19 protein-coding genes and 3 tRNA genes are annotated in these 20,312 nt (G+C 67.6%); 4 read left to right on the plus strand and 18 right to left on the minus strand.

Going from position 1 to position 20,312, the window contains the following annotated elements:
- Positions 1-7: 7 nt before the first annotated feature.
- The 8 genes from ACOQPQ_RS14295 to ACOQPQ_RS14330 form a co-directional block, all read right to left on the minus strand.
- A complete protein-coding gene (locus ACOQPQ_RS14295; protein WP_420640083.1) occupies positions 8-751 on the minus strand; it encodes an IclR family transcriptional regulator in 744 nt (247 codons plus the stop codon).
- Positions 752-813: 62 nt separating this feature from the next.
- Positions 814-2,349, minus strand: a complete 1,536-nt coding sequence (locus ACOQPQ_RS14300) for a trimethylamine methyltransferase family protein (protein WP_420640084.1) — start codon at positions 2,347-2,349, stop codon at positions 814-816.
- Positions 2,346-4,397 carry an ASKHA domain-containing protein gene (locus ACOQPQ_RS14305; RefSeq protein WP_420640085.1) on the minus strand — a complete coding sequence of 684 codons (2,052 nt, stop codon included), beginning with the start codon at positions 4,395-4,397 and terminating at the stop codon, positions 2,346-2,348. The genes ACOQPQ_RS14300 and ACOQPQ_RS14305 overlap by 4 nt, the downstream gene beginning before the upstream one ends.
- 77 nt (positions 4,398-4,474) lie before the next feature.
- Positions 4,475-5,377 carry a dihydropteroate synthase gene (locus tag ACOQPQ_RS14310; RefSeq protein WP_420640086.1) on the minus strand — a complete coding sequence of 301 codons (903 nt, stop codon included), beginning with the start codon at positions 5,375-5,377 and terminating at the stop codon, positions 4,475-4,477.
- Positions 5,374-5,727 (minus strand): virulence factor, encoded by a 354-nt coding sequence (locus ACOQPQ_RS14315; protein ID WP_420640087.1) that lies wholly within the window; start codon positions 5,725-5,727, stop codon positions 5,374-5,376. The genes ACOQPQ_RS14310 and ACOQPQ_RS14315 overlap by 4 nt, the downstream gene beginning before the upstream one ends.
- Complete coding sequence (locus ACOQPQ_RS14320; protein WP_420640088.1) at positions 5,724-6,368, minus strand: DUF1638 domain-containing protein; 645 nt, start codon at positions 6,366-6,368, stop codon at positions 5,724-5,726. The genes ACOQPQ_RS14315 and ACOQPQ_RS14320 overlap by 4 nt, the downstream gene beginning before the upstream one ends.
- Complete coding sequence (locus ACOQPQ_RS14325; protein WP_420640089.1) at positions 6,365-7,066, minus strand: corrinoid protein; 702 nt, start codon at positions 7,064-7,066, stop codon at positions 6,365-6,367. Before ACOQPQ_RS14325 ends, ACOQPQ_RS14320 begins: the two co-directional genes overlap by 4 nt.
- A 196-nt stretch (positions 7,067-7,262) precedes the next feature.
- A complete protein-coding gene (locus tag ACOQPQ_RS14330; protein WP_420640090.1) occupies positions 7,263-8,420 on the minus strand; it encodes a cation:proton antiporter in 1,158 nt (385 codons plus the stop codon).
- Between the two features lie 158 nt (positions 8,421-8,578).
- On the opposite strand from ACOQPQ_RS14330, the gene ACOQPQ_RS14335 reads away from it, so the two are divergent.
- Both ACOQPQ_RS14335 and ACOQPQ_RS14340 read left to right on the plus strand, forming a co-directional pair.
- The gene (locus ACOQPQ_RS14335) at positions 8,579-8,911 is read left to right on the plus strand and encodes a helix-turn-helix domain-containing protein (protein WP_420640091.1); all 333 of its coding nucleotides are present in this window, start codon (positions 8,579-8,581) and stop codon (positions 8,909-8,911) included.
- Positions 8,901-10,145: a type II toxin-antitoxin system HipA family toxin gene (locus ACOQPQ_RS14340; protein ID WP_420640092.1), complete on the plus strand. Its 1,245-nt coding sequence runs from the start codon at positions 8,901-8,903 to the stop codon at positions 10,143-10,145. Before ACOQPQ_RS14335 ends, ACOQPQ_RS14340 begins: the two co-directional genes overlap by 11 nt.
- A 19-nt stretch (positions 10,146-10,164) precedes the next feature.
- On the opposite strand, the gene ACOQPQ_RS14345 is transcribed toward ACOQPQ_RS14340, so the two are convergent.
- Both ACOQPQ_RS14345 and ACOQPQ_RS14350 read right to left on the minus strand, forming a co-directional pair.
- Positions 10,165-10,237, minus strand: a tRNA-Lys gene (locus tag ACOQPQ_RS14345).
- A 3-nt stretch (positions 10,238-10,240) separates the two neighbouring features.
- A tRNA-His gene (locus tag ACOQPQ_RS14350) sits at positions 10,241-10,316 on the minus strand.
- A 187-nt stretch (positions 10,317-10,503) separates the two neighbouring features.
- Here ACOQPQ_RS14350 and ACOQPQ_RS14355 point away from each other — a divergent pair.
- Positions 10,504-10,578: transfer RNA gene (locus ACOQPQ_RS14355), tRNA-Arg, on the plus strand.
- A gap of 40 nt (positions 10,579-10,618) precedes the next feature.
- Positions 10,619-11,374, plus strand: a complete 756-nt coding sequence (locus ACOQPQ_RS14360) for an SDR family NAD(P)-dependent oxidoreductase (RefSeq protein WP_420640093.1) — start codon at positions 10,619-10,621, stop codon at positions 11,372-11,374.
- 51 nt (positions 11,375-11,425) lie between these two features.
- On the opposite strand, the gene ACOQPQ_RS14365 is transcribed toward ACOQPQ_RS14360, so the two are convergent.
- The 8 genes from ACOQPQ_RS14365 to ACOQPQ_RS14400 all read right to left on the minus strand — a co-directional run bounded on the left by ACOQPQ_RS14365 (position 11,426) and on the right by ACOQPQ_RS14400 (position 20,273).
- The gene (locus ACOQPQ_RS14365; RefSeq protein WP_420640094.1) at positions 11,426-12,271 is read right to left on the minus strand and encodes a phytanoyl-CoA dioxygenase family protein; all 846 of its coding nucleotides are present in this window, start codon (positions 12,269-12,271) and stop codon (positions 11,426-11,428) included.
- Positions 12,272-12,301: 30 nt separating this feature from the next.
- Positions 12,302-13,561, minus strand: a complete 1,260-nt coding sequence (locus ACOQPQ_RS14370) for a DUF222 domain-containing protein (RefSeq protein ID WP_420640095.1) — start codon at positions 13,559-13,561, stop codon at positions 12,302-12,304.
- A gap of 835 nt (positions 13,562-14,396) precedes the next feature.
- Positions 14,397-15,245 carry a sugar phosphate isomerase/epimerase family protein gene (locus ACOQPQ_RS14375; RefSeq protein ID WP_420640096.1) on the minus strand — a complete coding sequence of 283 codons (849 nt, stop codon included), beginning with the start codon at positions 15,243-15,245 and terminating at the stop codon, positions 14,397-14,399.
- 110 nt (positions 15,246-15,355) lie between these two features.
- Entirely contained in the window at positions 15,356-16,675 is a 1,320-nt protein-coding gene (locus ACOQPQ_RS14380) for a Fic family protein (protein ID WP_420640097.1), read from the minus strand.
- Between the two features lie 278 nt (positions 16,676-16,953).
- Positions 16,954-17,103 (minus strand): hypothetical protein, encoded by a 150-nt coding sequence (locus tag ACOQPQ_RS14385; protein ID WP_420640098.1) that lies wholly within the window; start codon positions 17,101-17,103, stop codon positions 16,954-16,956.
- Positions 17,104-17,134: 31 nt separating this feature from the next.
- Positions 17,135-18,019 (minus strand): TIGR03620 family F420-dependent LLM class oxidoreductase, encoded by an 885-nt coding sequence (locus ACOQPQ_RS14390; protein WP_420640099.1) that lies wholly within the window; start codon positions 18,017-18,019, stop codon positions 17,135-17,137.
- Positions 18,020-18,074: 55 nt separating this feature from the next.
- Entirely contained in the window at positions 18,075-19,277 is a 1,203-nt protein-coding gene (locus ACOQPQ_RS14395; RefSeq protein ID WP_420640100.1) for a CoA transferase, read from the minus strand.
- Positions 19,278-19,307: 30 nt separating this feature from the next.
- Positions 19,308-20,273, minus strand: coding sequence for a TIGR03619 family F420-dependent LLM class oxidoreductase (locus ACOQPQ_RS14400; RefSeq protein ID WP_420640101.1), 966 nt, complete (start codon positions 20,271-20,273; stop codon positions 19,308-19,310).
- Positions 20,274-20,312 lie beyond the last annotated feature (39 nt).

Genomic DNA, 20,312 nt, shown 5'->3' on the forward strand with positions numbered 1-20,312 from the left:
CCCGCAATCAGGGGGTGAGTTGGGCGGCGAGGCGGTGGGCGGCGGCGACCACCGCCAGTCCGTGGTCGTGGGCCTCGTCGGGGTCGGGAAAGCGGTAGGCGGGGCCGTGGACGTGGAGGGCGGCCAGGGGATGACCCTCGGGGTCGAGCACCGGGGCGGCCACCGAGCTGATGCCTTCGGCGAACTCCTCGTAGCCCCAGACGTAGCCCAGGCTGCGGATCTGTTGCAGTCGCTCGGCCAGCACCTGAGGGTCGACGGTGGTCCACGGGGTGCACTGCTCCAGCGGTTGAGCCAAGTGCGCCTTCCGGGTAGCCGCGGGCAAATGCGCCAGCATGGCCATGCCCGAGGGCACCGCATGGAGCGGGGCGTACTCGCCGGTCCAGTCCCGAAGCTGCACATCCGACGACGACTCGGTGTGGTCCAGGTAGTACACCTGGTTGTCGTCGATGATCGACAGCCCAGCCACCTCGCCCACCGCTTCGCTCAGCTCCAGCAGGTGGGGTCGGGCGGCGGCCACCAGGCTTCGTCCCGCCGGACCGGTGCCCGCGATTTCGGTCAGGCCGGCACCGATGCGGTAGTCCCCGCCCACCTCCACTTGTTCCACGGCGTTCTCGGCTTCCAGCGCGGCCAACAGCCGGGCCACGGTGCTCTTGGGCAAGTCCACCCGCTCGGCCAGGTCGGTCACCCCCAGCGGGCCCTGCGACAAGGTGCGCAACAGCAGAAACGCCCGCTTGACCGACTGCACCGCCATGCCCGCATCCTACCTGGACCCCACCGCTGTTCCACGATGCGGAACAGCGGTGGAAGGGCCGGTCACCCGTGGTCGCGGGTGATCTCGGCTTTGCGGCGGGCGATGTGGTCGCGCAACTCGGCGTCCACGGCCTCGTCGATGGGGGGCGGCTGGTAGTCGGCCAGCAGTTCCTTCCAGCGGGTGTTGGCCCGCTGGGCGGCGGTCAGCGAACCCTCCTCGGCCCACTGCTCGTAACTGTTGTTGTCGGCGGCTTCCGAGCGCCAAAAGGCGGTCTCGAAGTTGGCCAGGGTGTGGGCGTTGCCCAGGAAGTGATCCCCGTGGGTGTTGGTGCGAAACGCCTCCATGGCCTGGCCGTTGTCGCTGAGGTCCACCCCCCGGGCGTGGACCTCCATGGCCCCGAGCTGGTCGGCGTCCAAGATGAGTTTCTCGTAACCGAGCGTCAGGCCCCCCTCCAGCCAGCCCGCGGCGTGGAGCACGAAATTGACCCCGGCCTGGACGGTGGGCAACAACGTGTGGGCCGACTCGTAGGCCGCTTGGGCGTCGGCCGCTTTGGAGGCGGTGAGCTGACCCCCGGAGCGAAACGGCACCCCGCATCGTCGGGCCAGCGCGGCCATCACGTAGATGGCCTGGGCCGCCTCGGGGGTGCCGAAAGTGGGGGCGCCGGTGGCCATCGACATCGACGAGGCGAACGTGCCGAACACCACCGGGGCGCCGGGGCGAACGAGCTGCAGGTAGGCCATGCCCGACAGGGCCTCGGCCAGGGCCTGGGCGGCCAGACCGGCCACGGTCACCGGCGACATGGCCCCGGCCAGGATGAAGGGGCTGATAACGCAGGCCTGGTTGGCCCGGGCGTACACCGTGGCCGCGCCCAGCATGGTGGCGTCCCACCGCATGGGCGAGGAGGCATTGATCAGCGAGGTCATCACGGTGCGGTCGGCCAGATCGCCGCCGAAGGCGATGCGGGCCAGTTCCACCGAGTCGGCCGCCCGCTCGGCGCTGGTCACCGAGCCCATGAACGGCTTGTCGCTCCACCGCAGGTGGGCGTACACCATGTCGAGGTGGCGGACCTCCACCGGCACGTCCACCGGCTCGCACACCGTGCCCCCGCTGTGGTGCAGGTGGGGCAGGCGGTAGGTGAGCTTCACCACGTTCTCGAAGTCGGCCAGGGTGGCGTAGCGCCGGCCCTCGTCCAGGTCGGTCACGAAGGGCGACCCGTAGTTGGGGGCGAACACCGTGGTGGGTCCGCCGATGCTCACGCTGCGCTCGGGGTTGCGGGCGTGCTGGACGTAGGCGGCCGGGGCGTGCTCGGCCACGATGCGGCGGCACATCCCTCGGGGGAACCGCACCAGTTCGCCGTCCACCTCGGCGCCCGCCTCCCGCCATATGTCCAGGGCCTCGGGGAAGTCCTGAAAGGCGACGCCCACCTCCGACAGGATGGTCTCGGCGTTGTCCTCGATCTGGGCCAACCCGGCCTCGTCGATGACCTCCACCGGGGCCAGGCGCCGCTCCAGCACCGGGGCCGCCACCACTTGGGAAGCCGCCCGAGCCGCCTGGCGACCGGCCCGACCGCCCCCTCGCCGTCCCCGTCGTTCGTTCATGGTTGCTCCTGTCTGGTTCGGCGATCTCGGTGGGGCCGCGTCCGCCTGGTCCCGGCCTGGTGGGTACCGGCTGGTGGCCGCGGGGGCAAATCCACCACCCGTTCCAGGTGCGTGGTGGCGGCCGCTTCGTGGGGCAGGGCCATGGCGGCCACGAACAGTTCCTGGAAGCGGGCTTCGGTGGCGGTCTCGATCTTGACCACCGAGCGGGCGGCGTGCTCGGCCTCGGCCCGCTGGCTCCCCGACACCAGCATCCGGGCGGCGCCGGCGCCCGAGGCGTTGCCCACGCCGGTGACCCCGTCCACCGGCCCGTCGGGCACCAGGCCCAGCACCATGGCGTGCACCGGGCTGATGTGCGCCCCGAACGCCCCGGCCAGTCGCACCTCGGCGGGCTCGGTGATGCCGGCGTGGGTCATGAGCAGATCGATGCCCGCCCGCAAGGCGGCCTTGGCCAACTGCACCGCCCGCACGTCGTTCTGGGTGACCGACAGCGGCACCGGCTCGGTCTGCAAGACGTAGGCGAATGTCCTGCCGTCGGCCACGATCCGAGGGCTGCGGGCCGCCAACTCGCCCCGGATGACCCCCCGGTGGTCGATGATGCCGGCCAGGAACATCTCGGCGATCACCTCGATGATCCCCGACCCGCACAGCCCGGAAATCTCCAGCGAGCTCAGCGACCCGGCGAATCCGGGGTCGTCGGACCACCGCTCGGAACCGATCACCTTGTACCGGGGCTCCAGGGTGTCGGGGTCGATCCGCACCCGCTCGATCGCCCCGGCGGTGGCCCGCTGGCCACCGGAGATCTGAGCCCCCTCGAACGCCGGTCCGGTCGGGCTGGACGCGGCCCACACCCGCGTGCCGTCTCCCAGCAGGATCTCGGCGTTGGTGCCCACGTCCACCACCAGCATGGGGCGAGACGACCGGTGGGGCCCTTCGGCCAACAGGGCGGCCACCGCGTCGGCGCCCACGTGGCCCGCGATGCACGGCCCCACGTAGAGCGCGGCGCCGGGCAGGTCCAGCCCGATGTCGCGGGCGTCGGCCCACACCCCGTCGCGCACCGCCAGGGTGAACGGGGCCGCCCCCAGCGGGGTCGGGTCGATGCCCAGCACCAAGTGGTGCATGATGGGGTTGCCCACCACCACCAGCTCGCACACCGCCGCCCGGTCGACTTTGGCGGCGTGGCTCAGCTCATCGACCAGCTCGTCGATGGCCTCCCGAACCGCCTGGGTCAGCTCGGCGGTACCGCCGGGGTTCAACATGGCGTAGGAGACCCGGCTCATCAGGTCCTCGCCGAAGCGGATCTGCGGGTTCATCCGACCGGCGGTGGCCACCACCTCACCGCTGGCCAGATTCAACAGGTAGCCGGCCACGGTGGTGGAGCCCACGTCCACCGCCACCCCGTAGGCCTCGTCGACGTAGCCGGGCCGCACGGTAAGCACCCGGCGTTCCACCGGTGGCGAAGCGTCACCGGGGCCGTGGTCACGACGGCGGGAGTGGACCACGGCGGTCACCGCCCCGCTCCCCGCGGCCACCGCCGCCGACAAACCGGGGAGCGCCCCGGCGGGGACCTCCACCGCAGCGAGTCCCCATTGGTCGGCCAGGGCGTCGGTCAGCCGCTCGGCGTCGGACGACTCGTCACCCAACGCCGCAGGCGGCAATACCACGTAGTGCAAGCTCACCACCGGATCCACGGTGATGGCGCCCAGATCGATGGCCTTGCGCACCACCGGGCGGTGGACCTGGCTCTGGGCGGGCACGTCGATCACCACGTCGGCCAGCACTCCGGCCTGGCAACCCAGCCGGTGGCCCATCCCGAGCGGGCGCCGGCCCCGATATTCCCGTTCTGTCGTCCCGGGGGCCGTCAGGGCGTCGGCTGTGCTGGTCAATCCCCACTTGGCGAAGTGGCCGGTACCGGGAACCACCTGGCAGCGCCCGCACAATCCCCGACCGCCGCACACCGAGTCGATGTCCACCCCGGCGGCCCGGGCCGTGTCCAACACGGTTGTGCCCGGAGCCGCGGCCGCTTCGATGCCGCTGGGCGTGAACACCACCCGGTGGCCCGTAGGCTCTCCGGGCTCCTTGGGTTCGCCAGGCTCCCTGGGCTCTCCGGGGAGTGGGGGCCGGCCGGTCATACCGCCGCCCGGCGACGCCCTCCTCGACGGCGGGCCGCTCCCTCCCCGGCGGCTGACGGGTCACGGTTCTCGGCGATCCACGCCATGCAGTCCTGGTCGTGGCCGGCCAGCACGTCGGCCGCCATCACCGCCTGCTTCACCTCGGGGTGCAGCGGGTTCATGATGGCCGACGTCATGCCCGCCCCGATGGCCATGGCCAGAAACGTGCCGGTGATGGCGTGGCGGTTGGGCAGCCCGAAGCTCACGTTGCTGGCCCCGCAGGTGGTGTTCACCCCCAACTCGGTGCGGATGCGGCGCACCAGGCGGAACACCTGTTGGCCCGCAGTGCCTATGGCCCCGATGGGCATCACCAGGGGATCCACCACCACGTCGGAGCGGGGGATGCCGTGGTCGGCGGCCCGCTCCACGATCTTGCGGGCCACGTCGAACCGCACGTCGGGATCCTCGCTGATGCCGGTCTCGTCGTTGGAGATGGCCACCACGGCGGCACCATGGCGGGCCACCAGCGGCAACACCCGCTCCATGACCTCGTCCTCACCGGTGACCGAGTTGATCAGCGGCTTGCCGTCGTAGGCGGCGATGCCGGATTCCAGCGCCTCGATGATGGACGAGTCGATGGACAGAGGCACGTCAGTCACCGACTGCACCAGCTTGACGGCCCGGGCCAGGAGCGCGGGCTCATCGGCCAGGGGGATGCCCGCGTTCACGTCCAGCATGTGGGCACCGGCGGCCACTTGGGCCAAGGCGTCGGCTTCCACCCGGCTGAAGTCGCCCGCCTTCATCTCCTCGGTGAGGAGCTTGCGTCCCGTGGGGTTGATCCGCTCGCCGATCATCACGAACGGGCGGTCGAATCCGATCACCACCTCCTTGGTGGCCGAACTGATCACGGTGTCGGTCACGTTGTCGCCTCCTGAGGGCTCTTTGCTGCGGTCTCGGGATCCCAGCCGCCGGTGGCCACGAATTCGTCGAGGCGTTCCTTCGGAAAGGCGGTCTCCAGTTCGGCCGCGGCCCGCAGGGCGGCGCCCTCGGGATCGGCGGGATCGCCGGGCCGTACCTCTCGGCGCCACTCGCCCACGTACTCCGACGCCTGGGTCTTGCCCGCCACCATGGCCGCCCGGTCGATGGCCCGCTGGAAGCGCCGGGGCAGGATGCGCTGGGTCTTGGTCGGCCCCGAGCCGGCGTTGACCTGAGCGGGAATGTCCCGCCAACAGATCACCACGAGGTTGCCGCCTCCTCGCCGTCGGCTCACGCCGCCCGCTCTCGGATGTCCACCAACGCGTCGCCCAAGCCCCCGTAGCCGGTGACCACTTTCTCGAATCGCAGCCCCAGCCGGTCGGCGGCCCGCCGGGCCAACCGGTCCAGCTCGGGGTCGTGCTCTTGGCACAGATACACCAGCCGCGTGTAGTTGCCGAAGTAGGCATCCCGCAGTTCGGGGTGGGCGTCGAGCCCGAGCCCGCCCATGATCAGGCGGTCGAAGTGCCGCACCAGGTAGTCGGTGAGATACAGCGTGCCCAACTCCTGGTGGTGAAGCCGGTCGAAGGGCTCGGCTCCGGCGTAGAGCTGGTAGCAGTGGGGTCCGGGCAGTCGCTCCACCCCTTCTTCCTCGCACACCTTGTCGAGCAGGCCGCCGGTTCCGCAGTCGGCATAGCCCACCAAGATGGTGCGGTAGCGGGGGCGGGCCGCCCGCACCCGTTGGCGTACTGCCTCCGGGATCAGCTCGGGGCGGTTGTGGAGCTTGGCCGGCAGGCACTCCAAGTCGATGGCCGCCCGGTGTTTGCCGCGGTAGTCGGCGGCGGGCTGGTACTCCATGGCGGCAATGAGGTGGCGGAGTTCCTTGGCCAGGGCCCCGCAGGCCACCACCAGGACCCGGTCGGGGCCTGCCACGGTCACACCGCCGCTCGGCGGGCGGCCACCAGTTCCTTGGCCGTCTCGGCGGCCACCGCGGCGTCACGGCAGTAGGCGTCGGCGCCGATGGCCTCGCCGAACTCCTCATTGAGGGGCGCGCCGCCCACCAGCACGATGTACTCCTCCCGCAGGCTCTTTTCCACCAGCGTGTCGATCACCACCTTCATGTAGGGCATGGTGGTGGTGAGCAGGGCCGACATGCCCAAGATGTCGGGCTTGTGCTCGTCGAGGGCGGCGATGAACTCCTCCACGTCGGTGTTGATGCCGAGGTCGGTCACCTCGAAGCCCGCGCCCTCCAGCATCATGGCCACCAGGTTCTTGCCGATGTCGTGGATGTCGCCCTTGACGGTGCCGATGACCACGCTGCCGATGGGCTCGGCCCCGGTCTCGGCCAGAAGCGGGCGCAAGATGGCCATGCCCGCCTTCATGGCGTTGGCGGCCAAAAGCACCTCGGGGACGAACAGGATGCCGTCGCGAAAGTCGATGCCCACGATGCGCATGCCCTCCACCAGGGCCTCGTCCAGCACCCGGTCGGCCCCCCACCCGCGGGCCAGCAAGATGTTGGTGCCCTCGGCGATCTCGTCGGCGAGACCGTCGTAGAGGTCGTCGTGCATCTGCGCGCACAGGTCTTCGTCGTTCAGACTCGACAGATCGATGTCATCCAACTCGGGCGTGTCGGTCATGGGACACACTCCTTTGGTGGTGCCGGTTCTGTGGTGCCGGAGCCCAACGCTGGGTTCCATACTGTGGACCAGTACCGCAATGCGGAACAGCGTCACTGTAGCACGGGGGAAAGCCCGGTGTCGTGGCTGCCGGTGGCCCCGGCGTGGCTCGTCCGACAACGTGCCTCACAGGGCGCGGCCATCCGGGCCGGGCGGGTCAGCGCCGGACGAGGAAGCGCGGCGTCAGGGCCTCATCGAAGTGATACAAGAGCCCGCCGACCACCGCCATGAGCACCACGTAGGCGGCGGCGAACGCGCCCAGGTCGGGTTCGCGCCCGACACCCAGCTCGGCGATCACAATGGAGAACTCGCCGTGGGCCACCATGGCGGCCCCGGTTCGCATGCGGGCCCGGGGGCTGAGCCCCTCGAAGCGGGCGGCCAACCAGCCGGTGCCCAGCTTGGTGATCACACAGATGATGCCCAGGGCGGCGGCGGCCAGGGCCACACCGGGGATCAGGGCGGGGTCCACCCGCAGGCCGAAGAAGACGAAGAACGAGGCGGCGAACAGGTCGCGCATGGGAATCAACAGTTCCCGGGCGTGTTCCACGAGGTCGCCGGAGAGGGCAATGCCGACCAGAAAGGCACCCACGGCGGCGGAGACGTGGACCCTTTCGGCCAGCCCGGCGATGACCAGCGTGACGCCCAACAGGGTGAGCAGCAGGGCTTCTCGCGAGTTGCTGAGCACCAGTTCGCTGATGCGATCCCCGTGTCGGTAGGCCAGCGCCAGGATGCCCACCACTGCCACCGCCGAAATGGCCACGGTGACGAGCGTTTGCAGCGCCGAACCTCCGAACAGAACGCCGGTGACGATGGGCAGATAGACCACCATGGCCAGGTCCTCCACGATGAGGAGGCTCAGCACCACCGGGGTCTCCCGGTTCTGCACCCGGTTGAGGTCGGCCAGCAGCTTGGCCACGATGCCGGAGGAGGAGATGTAGGTCACCCCGCCGAGGAGCACGGCCACCAGGGGTTCGAATCCCAGCAGGAGTCCGGCGATGAAGCCGGGCGGGAAGTTCAGCACCAGGTCGATGAAGCCGCCGAGCGTCGACTTGCGGACGTTGGCGACCAGTTCGTGTACCGAGAACTCCAGGCCCAGCATGAGCAGCATCAAGATGACGCCGATCTCCGCCCCCACCTCGATGAAGTCGCTGGCCGCCCCCAGTTCGAGGACGCCACCCTCACCGAAGGCCAGACCGGCCACCAGGTAGATCGGCAGGATGGGAAGTCCCAGCCGTCGGGCCAAGCGCGAGGCCACCGCCAGGCCGAGCACCACCGCCCCGAACTCGATCAGCAAGACCTCGATCGCCGGCTCCATCCCTCAGCCTTCGATGCCACCGGGCGCGACACACCCCGGTTTGTGACACTGGTGCATTTTATTAGGGCTTAAGCCTCTAAAACTCACTATATTGTACCCACAGCGTACCCAAGCGTCGCTCAGGAGTCACCCAGAAGTATGGCAGCCAGAGGTGGACGGTGAAGACCACTCGAACCTACTCACCCTACGCCCTCGAGGCCGCTCGAATCCTCGGTACTGAGGTGGCACGCGCCCGACGGGAGCGACGATGGACCCTCAGGGATCTCGCGGCGCGCGCCGGCATCACGCCCACCACGCTGAGCAAGGTCGAGCGCGGCGACCCGACCGTCGGACTCGGTACGGCGTTTGAGGTGGCCGCGCTTGTGGGAGTGCCCCTTTTCGGCGCTGAGCCGAACAGCTTGGCTGAGGTGGCCCGGCGCTCCGAAGAGCGACTTGCCCTTCTCCCCAGGCGGGTGCGGGAGCCGAAGGGACCGGTGAAGGATGACTTCTGAGGGCCCATCGGAAGCCTACGTCTGGATCTGGCTGCCCGGAGCCGACGAGCCCGTTGTCGCCGGCAGGATCGAGGCGGACGGCGCGACCCTCTTCTTCAACTACGGCCGGTCGTATCTCTCGAACCCGAGTGCCGTGCCTCTCTACGAGCCCGAGCTACCGCTCCAGCCCGGTCGCATCCGACCCCTGGCCAATCTCGAGATGGCCGGGTGCATAGCCGATGCGGGTCCCGATGCTTGGGGGAAGAGCGTCATCATGCGCCGCCTGATGGGAACGGGCTCGCGAGGGGCCGATCCTGCCCAACTGAGTCCGCTCACCTACCTGCTCGAAACTGGTTCGAATCGCATCGGGGCTCTCGACTTCCAAGAGTCCCCGACTCACTACGTCGCCCGCGGCGGCGGGGCTTCGCTCGAGGAGTTTTTGCAGGCGGCCGAGCGCATGGAGAAGGGCGTCCCCTTCTCCATGGAAGTCGACGGTGCCCTTCTGCATGGCAGTTCGGTCGGGGGAGCAAGGCCGAAGGCATTGCTCCGGGAGGACGATCGCCAACTGATCGCCAAGTTCTCGTCATCGACCGACTCCTATCCGATCGTGAAGGGCGAATACGCGGCCATGGCGCTCGCCCGTCGGACGGGCCTGAACGTGGCCAACGTCGAATTCGTTCAAGCCCTCGGCAAGGACGTCCTGCTGGTCGAGCGATTCGATCGCGTGGTGGGCCGAGACGAGCGGAAGAGCATCGTCTCGGCCCTGACGATCCTCGAGCTGGGTGAGATGTTCGCGAGGTATGCCACCTACCCGGATCTGGCGGATCAGATGCGGAGCCGGTTCCTGGAGGGCGAGGTGGCCGTTCGCGAACTGTTCTCCCGGATTGTCTTCAACGTGCTGGTCGGAAACACCGACGACCATGCCCGAAACCACTCGGCGTTCTGGGACGGGAGAGACTTGGCCCTCACCCCGGCCTACGACATCTGTCCCCAGCCGCGGGTCGGAGGCGAGACCGCCCAGGCGATGGCCATCGGGCGAGACGGCTTTCGGCTCAGCCGGCTCGCGGGCTGCGTCGAGGCCGCGCCTGAGTATCTGCTCTCCGAGTCGGAGGCCCGACAGATCATCGACCGGCAAATCGAGGCCATCGAAACCGGGTGGGACGAAGTAGCGGACGAAGCCCAGATGACCGAGGCAGACCGCCGCTACTTCTGGCGCCGGCAATTCCTCAACCCCTTCGCCCTCCACGGCTACTAGGGATGCGCCGTCCGGGCCGTACCCCCCCTGGGATTCGAACCCAGAACCTGCGGATTAAGAGTCCGTTGCTCTGCCAGTTGAGCTAGAGGGGCATTTGGCGGACCGAGGGGATTTGAACCCCCGACCTCCGGGACCACAACCCGGCGCTCTAACCGAACTGAGCTACGGCCCGCATGGCCCGGTCAGTCTACGACCGAATCCCCCGGGCGGGGAAACCGTTTCTCGTCGGTCCCGTGCCGCGCCGCGTTTTGCGCCAGGCTCGCCGGCCGGTGCGCCCGTCGGTCGAAACCGCCGCAGGCCGCCGGCCCCCTGGGAATACACTCAAGCAGCGCCAAGCGTCGAGCCATGTGGCCGACATGCCCCTGTAGCTCAGTCCGGACAGAGCAGGTGACTTCTAATCATCAGGCCGCAGGTTCGAATCCTGCCGGGGGCGCTCCAGTGGAGTGCGGGGGCCACCACGTTGAGGAGGGGACATGGGCACTTTGGAGGGCAGGGTGGCGATCATCACCGGGTCGGCCACGGGGATCGGGGCGGCGTCGGCTCGGTTGTTCGCTTCCGAGGGGGCGTCGGTGGTGTTGGCCGACATCAACATCGAAGGGGCCACGGCGGTGGCCCAGGAGATCGTTGCGGCCGGAGGTGTGGCGTCGGCCACCGAGGTGGATGTGACGGTGGTCGACGATGTGCGCCGGGTGGTGGAGGAGACGGTGGCGTCCCACGGGGGCCTCCACATCTTGTTCGCCAACGCCGGGGTGCTGGTACCCGGCACCGTGGAGGAGATGCCGGTAGAGGTGTGGCAACGGCACCTGGCGGTGAATTTGACCGGCGGGTTCCTGGCCGCCAAGTTCGCCATCCCGGCCATCCGGGCATCGGGGGGCGGCTCGATGCTGCTCACCGGGTCGAGTGCGTCGATGGTGGCCGAGCCCCGTGACGTGGCCTACATCGCCTCCAAGGGCGGGGTCCTGATGTTGGCCAAGGCCTTGGCCGTGGATCACGCCTCCGAGGGGGTGCGGGTCAACTGCCTGTGCCCGGGGTGGATCGACACCCCCTTCAACGATCCGTTGATCCTCGACAAGCAAGAGCACGAGGCGCTCGTTCGGTCGGCCATCCCCATGCAGCGCCAGGGCCGCCCCGAGGAAGTGGCCGCCGCCGCCCTGTTTCTGGTGAGCGACGACGCCTCCTACATCAACGGCCACGCCCTGGTGGTCGACGCCGGCTTCACCGCCCAATAGCGGCCCTCCCCGCGCCGTCTTTGTGGGCAGCCAGGCCCCAAGGAGAATCAGTCAGCGGGGCCAGACTTTGGGGCAGCGGGGGTGGTCGACGGGGGCGCCTTCGGTGATTTCGGCGTGGTGGGGTTTGCGGGGGGTGCCCCGCTTGAGGCGATAAACGGTGCCGTCGCCGCAGTAGCGCACCGAGATGGCCCGACGCCATTGGTCGGAACGGTTGGCGTGGGCACCGTGGAGGGTCATGGCGTGGTGGATGGCCACGTCACCGGGTTCCATGTCGAAGCTGATCATCTCGTCGGCGTCGAGTTGACTCAAAGCGGGCGCAGGTTCACCGTCGGTGTCGGGCATGGACTGCTGGCTCACGAACCAGTTGGGACGGAAGTCCTGGTGCCAGCGATGCGATCCCCGCACGTAGTAGGTGGCGCCGGACTCCTCGCTGATGGGATCGAGTGGGCACCACGTGGTACACACCCTGTCGCCCTCCAGTTGGAAGTAGGCCATGTCCTGGTGGATGGCGGTGGGTTCTTCGGTGTGCGGTTCCTTCACCAACAGGCTGTCCTCGTAGAACCACAGCTCTTCGCTGCGGAGCAGCTCCGCGGTCATTTGGGGCAGCGGGGACTGGGTGGCGAAGCGCTCAAAATCGGGGTCGTCCCACCAGTGGTCGGTGCCTCCGCGGAACTGGCCTCGGGGCGCCCCGGCCTGGGCGGCGGACGGATCGTTCAGCAGCGTGCCCCCGACGGCGGGCATGATTTCGGCCCCCAGCGCCGTCAAGTTGGGCGTGCCCTCCAGGCCCAGCACCCGCCGCACCGGTTCGGCCATGGCCGCCAGCGTTTCCTCCGGCAGCACGCCCCGAATCACCACCACCCCGTCCCGCCAGAAGGTCTCGACCTCCTGCTCGCTCACCAACCCCATGTCACGCAACCCCCCGCTCGTTCATTCGTGCCGGGACAATACTCGCTTGGCTGGGTCAGGGGGTTCTTGTTGGTACGTGGCTGGGGCTCGGATTCTTCGTCGGTGCCGGGTGGGGTGGTGGTTGCGGTGGGTTTTGCGGTGGCAGGTGGGGCAGAGGAGGACGAGGTTGTCGATGTTGGTGGGTCCGCCGTGTTCCCAGGGTTGGATGTGGTGGATGTCGCAGGCTTGGGCGGCCAGGCCGCAGTTGACGCAGGCCTGGTCCCTGGCGTACAGGGCGAGGCGTTGGGCTTGGTTGGGGGCTCGTTGGGTGCGGCCGAGGTAGAGGGGTTGGCCGTCGGTGCCGAAGATGGTGGGGATGATGTCGGCGTCGCAGGCGAGGCGGCGGAGTTCCTCTATGTCGATGGGGGTCCCGTCGATCAACTCGGCGTCCTGGAGCACCCCGTAGATCGGATCCCACTCGGCGGTGACCACCAACGTCGTCTTCTGCGGCAACGGCCCGCAGTCGGCTCCGCCTCCGCGCTCACCGTCGGTGTCGGGGCGGGTGTCTGCGGGTTGTTGGGTGATGAGGGCGACGAGGGCATCGGCGTTGCGTTGCTCGAACGACCGTTCCTGGCCGACTTGGCTGTCGTGGTGGAGCAGCCGGGTGCTCATGGCCCCCAGGGCGGTCTTGACGCGTTGGCCTGCGATGGCGTCCAACTCGGCGTGGACGATGACCATGTCGTTGTCCCCCTCGAACACCTTGGCGGTGCGCCGGGCGTGTTGGCGTTCGGTGCGGGTCATCCCACCGGCGGCCAACCGTTGGTTCTCCATGGTTGCCAACGACCGGCGGAACTGGTCGAACGACTGGGTGAGGGCCAGCTTGACCAACTCGTACCCGTCCCCATCACGCAGGGGGGCGCGTTCGTGGGAGGCGGCGATCAACTCGGCGTGGTCCATGGTGATGAACCCGTCGCGGGCGGCATCCAACACATCCGGCAGTGCCCGCAACCCCTTGGCCGTCTTCGCCTGACGCTTGGCCTTGCGAGAAGGCAAACCGAACTGCTGGCACACCGCCTCCACGGTGTCGTCGCCGGCGAGTTCACCCAACCGGACCAACAACCCGGCCAGGTGCGCCTCGACCTGACGGCGCACCATGTCGGCTTCCAACACCCTCTTGATCACCCCCGGGGCATCCAACTCCGAATAATCCTGCAACTCGAACTCAGCAACCATAGCCGCCACCGCATCCCGCACCCCGCCCGGCGGGCCAGAAGATGTGCTGGTGGAAGAATCAAACTCCATGCATGCAAGTATACCGGCATGGGTGACAACAACCCCCCAGAATTGAGAAGAAGTGGCAAATTCTTCAGAGAATTTCTGGTGGGCAAGAGGTCACACCCTTTGGACACACAGGGTAGGGGGGAGAAGAAAAGGGGGTGGAGAGATATTGCAGGTTGCTCCTTTCTTGCAGGCAATCAGGGCTGCAGGTAATCCGCCAGATTGTCTTCGTGTGTCTCTTGCTCTTCCGGGGTGCCATCCTCCTTGAGCGGAAACACTTTTCGGCCCCATCGATACCAACAGAACCATATGCTATAGAGTAGCAAGAAAACTAAACCAAGAATCATATACTTCCAAGCCCCTTCCAAGAGGCCAGGTACTGCCGATCCCGCGGCAATGACAAGAACTGCTGTTGCCACTGCTGCGGTGGTCTCCTTCTTGCTCCTGAAGCCATTGGGGTGATGAGGACTGGTGCCCAACTGTTCATTTCGTTGGTACCACCTGCGATTCCAATAGGATCGCCAACGTCTGTGAGCAAAGAGAGCACAACACAAAATGAAACTCGCTGCCGCTCCAACGATGCCCCAGAGTGAGTATCGGACGGCACGATCGCTCTCAGAACTGTGGGTGTGGTACAGGTTGAAGCATAGTTGGCTGTCTTCAATTCTGATACCAGAATCGAAGTTCGGTTCGAACTCGCTGATGTTGTCAGGTAGCGGTTGGCACTGCCACTGGTCGTGAGCGGAAGCACTGTCCGCTCCTGCTGCGAACACAACAAGTGCGGGAGCGAGTAGCGCCAACCTCAATAGGAAGGGCAAGGCGGTTCTCCTCTCTGGGGTGGGGGCGCCGTCGGTGGTGTTCAGGGGATGGTAGTGGATGGGGGTTGGGGGAGGACTTGGGTGAGGGCGGTGAGGGCCAGGCGGGCGGCTTGTTCGGGGGGCAGGGTGTTGAGGTCGTCGGAGAAGACTTCGACGGCGATGGGGGCGTCCACGCCTCGGCGGGCCAGTTCGGCGAGGAATTCGGCGATGTGGCCGTGGCCGTGGCCGGGCAACAGGCGGTGGTGGATGCTCTCGTAGGCCACTTCCTCGCTGGTCTGGGCGGTCGAAGGGGCGGGGGCGAGGTCGCTGACCTGGAGGGCGTTGATCCGGGCGGGGTCGATGGCGGGGTCGAGGCGACCACGTTCCGGCCCCCGCCCCAGGTGCCAGGTGTCCACGAGCAGGCCGGCGTTGGGCCGGTCGGCCCGGTCGATGATCTCGGCGGCCACCCGGTGGTCGTCCAGCGGCGACCAGGCGAACGGTTCGATCAGGGCCAGGATCTCGTGGTCGGCCGCTTGGTCGGCGATCTCGGCCAGGGTGGTGGCCGCTTGGGCGATGTGCTCGCCCGGTACCCACGGAGGTTGCCCCGCCACCGTGTGTTCGAGCACGGTGATGGAGCGGGCGCCCAGGGCGGCCGCCGCGGCCACCACTTCTTCCGCCCCGTCGGGGGACCGCATGGTCATGACCGCCCCGTCGTACTCCGCCACGCGAAGGTTCAGCTCGGACAGCAGATCCACGATGGCGTCGTCGTCCCATCCCCGCTCGTGCAGCTTCCGGTGTTCTCGCCCATAGATGGACAGACGGCCGAAGCCGGCCGCCGACGCGGCCCTCGCCTTGTCGTCCCACGGGATCCGCCCGAGCGTGCCCGTACACAGATACGGCAGATCAGCCACGAGCTGAGCCTACGGCGGTACTCGCTCGGAGTCCCCCTGAAAGCATCCTTCCTTCGTTACCAGTGGGATAGAGCACCGGCAACCAAGGCACTCGGCGGGAAACTTGGCGGTCAGTAACGGTGTTGCCCTGAATGCCCTGCCCGAAGGATGCATGGCTTCATGGAGCGCTTGCCCTCGTGGCTGCACAGCCACGCCGACTGAAGCGTGGACTGACGAATTGGCGAGAATGGAACTTCGCTTCCTGATCCTGCACTGGGGCCCTCAATGAACTCCGAAGGCAGCCAGTCCTCCGTTCTGGTTCCAATGCTCCTGCTGGTTGCCTCTTGTATCCCCAGAACCTGTTCAGCCAGAGTGATGATTTCATTGGCCCGATAGAGGCGCGTCCTTCTTGGTGTCACAAATTCTTCAATGATCCCGGCATGCTTCAAGCGACTGATACCGCGCCGTATGGCAGCAAGAGAGGTCTCGCCCGCAATGCTGTTCTTGATGGACTCAACGGTGAACACTGGCTGGTATGCGAGTCTGGAGCTGATCTTCCAGACAGCAGAGTCAGATCGGAGTGTTCCAAGACGTTCTTGCCAGTCCTTCATCAGCAGCTCGGTACGTTGAGCAGCGACTCGGACCTGTTCAGTGGCCCGTTGTATCGAGTCGGACAGCATTTCGATCCAGGGCTCCAGGCTCCTGGAACGCTGCTCATCGTAGGGTGGGCCTTCGTACCTTGTACGTTGCAGAGAATCATAATATCCGGATCGATTTGCTACCAGACCTCGGCTGACCGGGAGATGCAGGGCACCCTCGACCTCATCACGGAACAATGCAATCTGGATGAGTGCCCGTCCGGTTCGGCCATTGCCATCCAGGAATGGGTGAATGGTCTCAAACTGAGCATGGGCAATTGCAGCTCTCAATGCGGGTGAATGTTCGCTGAAATTGATGTAGTCGACAAGGTCCTCCAGTAGTGGTTCCACTGCTTCCGGTGGTGGAGGAACAAACTGGGCCCCGATGGGTCCCAAACCGGCTGCAGCAGGTGCTCCGATCCACACAGGCCCCGATCTGAGTTGTCCGGCAAGATGCGGTTTGTCAGTTCTGGACATCAACGTCGAGTGCAGTTCGAGCAGATCGTCCAGGGTGAAGAGTTGGTCATCCTCCACCATGGCCAGAGCCTGCTCGGACATCTCCCAGTTGCCCAGAGCGGCCTTACTGGCTGCGTCCGACCCTTCTCGCGCCATCGACATGCCTGCCAAGCTGGCGTAGATGCCTTCAATGGCACTCGAACTCAGGCTCTCTCCCTGGGCCATGATGCTGTCGGCCGCCCACTGGTAGGAGAGTTGGGAGCGAATCCCGTGAGATGTTTCAGTTATGTCTGCTTCTGCTGCTCGTACTCGGTCGCTCACCCGCCTGCTGAGCTGCGGACGCCAGCCTGTGAGCATGTGCGGCACGTACGCCCCGTATGCGTGCCCACCTTCCCCAGGTGGCCAATACTGCGTCACGAATTGGCCCATTGTTCTCCCGATGCACTCACTTGGCGCTCTTGAACAGCAGTATACGCCCACTTCGCGCTATTGAGGTCTCACGTTACTCAATTTGGGCAAGCTGAATAGCTGTAAGTGAGTGGGAGGGGCCCATTACGGACCAGTGCCACGAGTGCTCGTCAGGCGATCGGAGTCAGCCACGGCGTTGCGAGTCACCGGGGAATCGCAACGTACCGCTAGGGCTGTTGGAGGTCGGGGGGCATGCCGAGGTGGGTGAGGCTCTCGGCGGTGGAGCCCTGCGGTGTCCAGTCGGTGGTGGTCATGGCGATGTCCATGCCGTGGGCCTTCCCGAACATGGCCGGGGTGCGGGTTAGGGCTAACAGCACCGACTTGGTCGGGGGTAGGAGCCCGCGGCGGTCATGGCGTCACCAGGAGGGGGGCGAGGGCTTCCAGGGTGGGGAGGCAGGGGCGGGAGGGATCGTCGACGTCCAGCGGCTGAATGCACACGTGGGTGGCACCGGCGCGGTGGTGTTGGCGCACCCGCTCGGCCACGGCGTGTTCATCGCCCCAGGCCACCACCGCGTCCACCACCTCGTCGGCGCCGCCGTCGTCGAGCCCCTGCTCCTCGAACCCGCAGCGCATCAGGTTGTTGCGGTAGTTGGGCATCTGCAGCGGCCCGGCCATGGCCGCCCGGGCCCGATCGCGGGCGCGCTGCGGATCGGTCTCCAGAATGACCTTCTGCTCAGGACACAGCCAGGCGTCCGGTCCCATGATGGTGCGGGCCTGTTCGGTGTGGATCGGCGGGGAGAAGTAGGGATGAGCACCCTGGGTGCGCTCGGCGGCCAACCCCAGCATCCGGGGTCCCAACGCGGCCAGCACCATCGGGGGTTCGCCGTCCAGTTCGGGTCCCCACCACATGGCGTTTTCCATCTTGTGCAGATACTCCCGCATGGACGGGATGGGCGCGGGGTAGGGCCGGGCCTGCATCCGCTCCACCGGGGCCTGGTGCGACACCCCGAGACCGAGCAGGAAGCGCCCCCCCGACTGGTCGTGCAGCTCCCGCTGGGCGCAGGCGGTGGCCTGGGCCTCCCTCAGGTGGATGTTGACCACCCCGGTGGCCAGAACCAGGTTGGTGGTGTGGGCCAGCAGCAACGACGCGTGGGCGAAGGGATCGCGCCCGAAGGCGTCGGGAATCCACAGGGCGCCGTACCCCAGCTCTTCGATGCGTTGGGCGAACTCGATGGCTTCGGGCGCCGAGAACCCGTCGGTGCGGGTCCATACCCCTACGGGTGTGATGTCCATGACGGGGGCTCCTGGAGGGCCGTTGGGAGGGCTGGGGGCAGCGTAGCGGGGGTGTTCAGGCGACGACGTTGCGGTCGTGCAGGCGGGCGATCTCGGAGGCGCCGAGGCCCAGAACGTCGGCCAGCACCTCGTCGGTGTGTTGACCGAGCCGGGGAGCGGGGCCAGGGTCGCCCGAGGCGTCGGCCCCCAAGCGCAGGGGAGGGCCGGGGGTGAGGTAGCGACCGGTCTCGGGGTGGTCCACCTCGGTGAACATAGGGTTGGCGGTGGAACAGCGGGGGTCGTCGGCCACCAACTCGAGCATCGACTGGTACCGGCCCCAACAGGCCCCCTGGGCATCGAGGGCGGCGGCCGCCTCCGACAGGGTGTGGCGGGCACACCACTCGGCCACCAAGGGGTTGAGCCGGTCCCGGGCCCGGTAGCGGTCGCCGTCCACCCGGGTGAAGTCCAGGCCCAACTCGGCCTCGATGGCGGCCACCTGGTCGGCGATGCCACACGCCCCGACGATGGCCTGCCACTGGCGGACGCTGACGGCCACCAGTTGGATGCGCTCACCGTCGGCCAGCTCGAAATCCCGCCCGAACGCCCCGTACACGTCGTTGCCGATCCGGGGGCGCTGGGTACCCAGCAACTCGGCCTCGCCCACGTGGCCCAGCATCGACACCGCGGCCAGGGCCACGTCCGACAGGGCCAGGTTCACCAGCCGCCCTCGGCCGGTGCGGAGCCGGTGGCGCTCGGCGGCCAGCACCCCCAGCGCGGCGGTCTGGCCGCAAATGATGTCCCAGGCGGGCAGCACGTGGTTGACGGTGCCGCTCTCACCGGTGACGAAGGGGTAGCCCACGGCGCAGTTGACGGTGTAGTCCAGCGCGGTGGTGCCGTCGTGATTGCCGGTGATGGCCACCATGATGAGGTCGTCGCGGCCTTGGCGCAGGGCGTCGTAGGACAGCCACCCGGTGGCCGGGAAATTGGTCATGAAGATGCCCGCGTCGGCACCGGGGGCGGCCACCAGCGCGGCGATCAGCTCCCGCCCCTCGGGGGAACGGATGTCGACCTGGATCGACCGCTTGGCCTTGTTCAGACCCTCCCAGTAGAGCGAGTGGCCGTCCGGGGTGAGGGGCCACCGGTGGTAGTCGATGCCCCCGCCGATGGCGTCGAAGCGGATCACGTCGGCGCCGAGCTGGGCCAGGGTCATGCCTCCGGACGGGCAGGCCACGAACGCCGACCCCTCGATGACCCGCATCCCGGCCAGCACGCCGCTCATCGGTGCTCTCCCGTCGGCCGTCAGCCGGGCTCAGTCCGCCACCAGGGGCAGCACGTCGGCCCCGAAGCGGGCGATCTGGTCGAGGTACTCGGGGAGGTCGCGGGAACGGAACCGCACGTGCAGCACCGACGTGCCCAAATCGTGGGTATACCGCAGCGACTCGGCGATCTCGTCGGGCGAGCCGGTGAGATGGGGCCACCAGTCGGGGATCAGGCCGTCGGGGGGGTCACCCACGTAGATGCCCTCGGGCATCCAGCCCAAGTCGACGGCGTCGAGGTCGCGACCGGCGGCCTCGGCGTGAGCCCGCATGTAGTCGATCTGGCCGGCCATGTCGGCTCGCTGGGTCCCCTGGGGGATCCAGCCGTCGCCCCGTTCCGCCACTCGACGCAGGGCTGGACGGCTGCTGCCGCCGATCCAGATGGGAATCGAGTCCTGTACCGCGGCCGGGCCGACGGCCATCTCCTGAAAGTCCCAGTACTCCCCGCTGAACCGGCAGTAGTCGCCGGTGGCGTCCATGGCCGCCCGGACCGCGTCGATGGCCTCGTTGGTCATGGGTCCCCGGTCGGCAAAGTTGAGGCCCAGCGCCTCGAATTCGGCCTCCACGTGGCCGGCGCCCACCCCCATCACCGTGCGCCCACCGGTCAGGTGATCCAACGTAGTGAACGACTTGGCCGTCATCAGCGGGTGACGGTATGGCAGGATGTACACCACCGACAGCAGCCGGATGGTGTTGGTGGCCGCGCCCAGGAACCCCAGGGTGGCCACCGGGTCGTACCAAGTGGTGGACATGTGGGCGGCGTAGTCGTTGTCGGGGATGGCAATGTGGTCGCACACCCCGATGAACCCCAGCCCGGCGGCCTCGGCCGTCTGGGCGATGTTCACCAGGTCGCTCACGGTGGCGTCGGGTTCCCATTGCAGCCTCAAGGTGTGGGAGAGGGTCTGGATCGGGAGCTGGATCCCGCACACGATCTGACCGGGCTCGGTGATTCGTGCCACCGGATTACCCCTTTGATCCGGGGCGGGTGCTGCGTGCCA

It is taken from the genome of Candidatus Poriferisocius sp. (genome assembly GCF_965219775.1).
GTDB lineage: Bacteria > Actinomycetota > Acidimicrobiia > Acidimicrobiales > Bin134 > Poriferisocius.

Excerpts from the sequence above, each read along its gene's own strand:
- ACOQPQ_RS14390 (WP_420640099.1), bottom strand. The coding sequence starts at position 18,019 with ATGGACATCACACCCGTAGGGGTATGGACCCGCACCGACGGGTTCTCG.
- ACOQPQ_RS14340 (WP_420640092.1), top strand. The coding sequence starts at position 8,901 with ATGACTTCTGAGGGCCCATCGGAAGCCTACGTCTGGATCTGGCTGCCC.
- ACOQPQ_RS14380 (WP_420640097.1), bottom strand. The coding sequence starts at position 16,675 with ATGCTCACAGGCTGGCGTCCGCAGCTCAGCAGGCGGGTGAGCGACCGA.
- ACOQPQ_RS14360 (WP_420640093.1), top strand. The coding sequence starts at position 10,619 with ATGGGCACTTTGGAGGGCAGGGTGGCGATCATCACCGGGTCGGCCACG.
- ACOQPQ_RS14330 (WP_420640090.1), bottom strand. The coding sequence starts at position 8,420 with ATGGAGCCGGCGATCGAGGTCTTGCTGATCGAGTTCGGGGCGGTGGTG.
- ACOQPQ_RS14295 (WP_420640083.1), bottom strand. The coding sequence starts at position 751 with ATGGCGGTGCAGTCGGTCAAGCGGGCGTTTCTGCTGTTGCGCACCTTG.
- ACOQPQ_RS14395 (WP_420640100.1), bottom strand. The coding sequence starts at position 19,277 with ATGAGCGGCGTGCTGGCCGGGATGCGGGTCATCGAGGGGTCGGCGTTC.
- ACOQPQ_RS14325 (WP_420640089.1), bottom strand. The coding sequence starts at position 7,066 with ATGACCGACACGCCCGAGTTGGATGACATCGATCTGTCGAGTCTGAAC.
- ACOQPQ_RS14370 (WP_420640095.1), bottom strand. The coding sequence starts at position 13,561 with ATGGAGTTTGATTCTTCCACCAGCACATCTTCTGGCCCGCCGGGCGGG.
- ACOQPQ_RS14300 (WP_420640084.1), bottom strand. The coding sequence starts at position 2,349 with ATGAACGAACGACGGGGACGGCGAGGGGGCGGTCGGGCCGGTCGCCAG.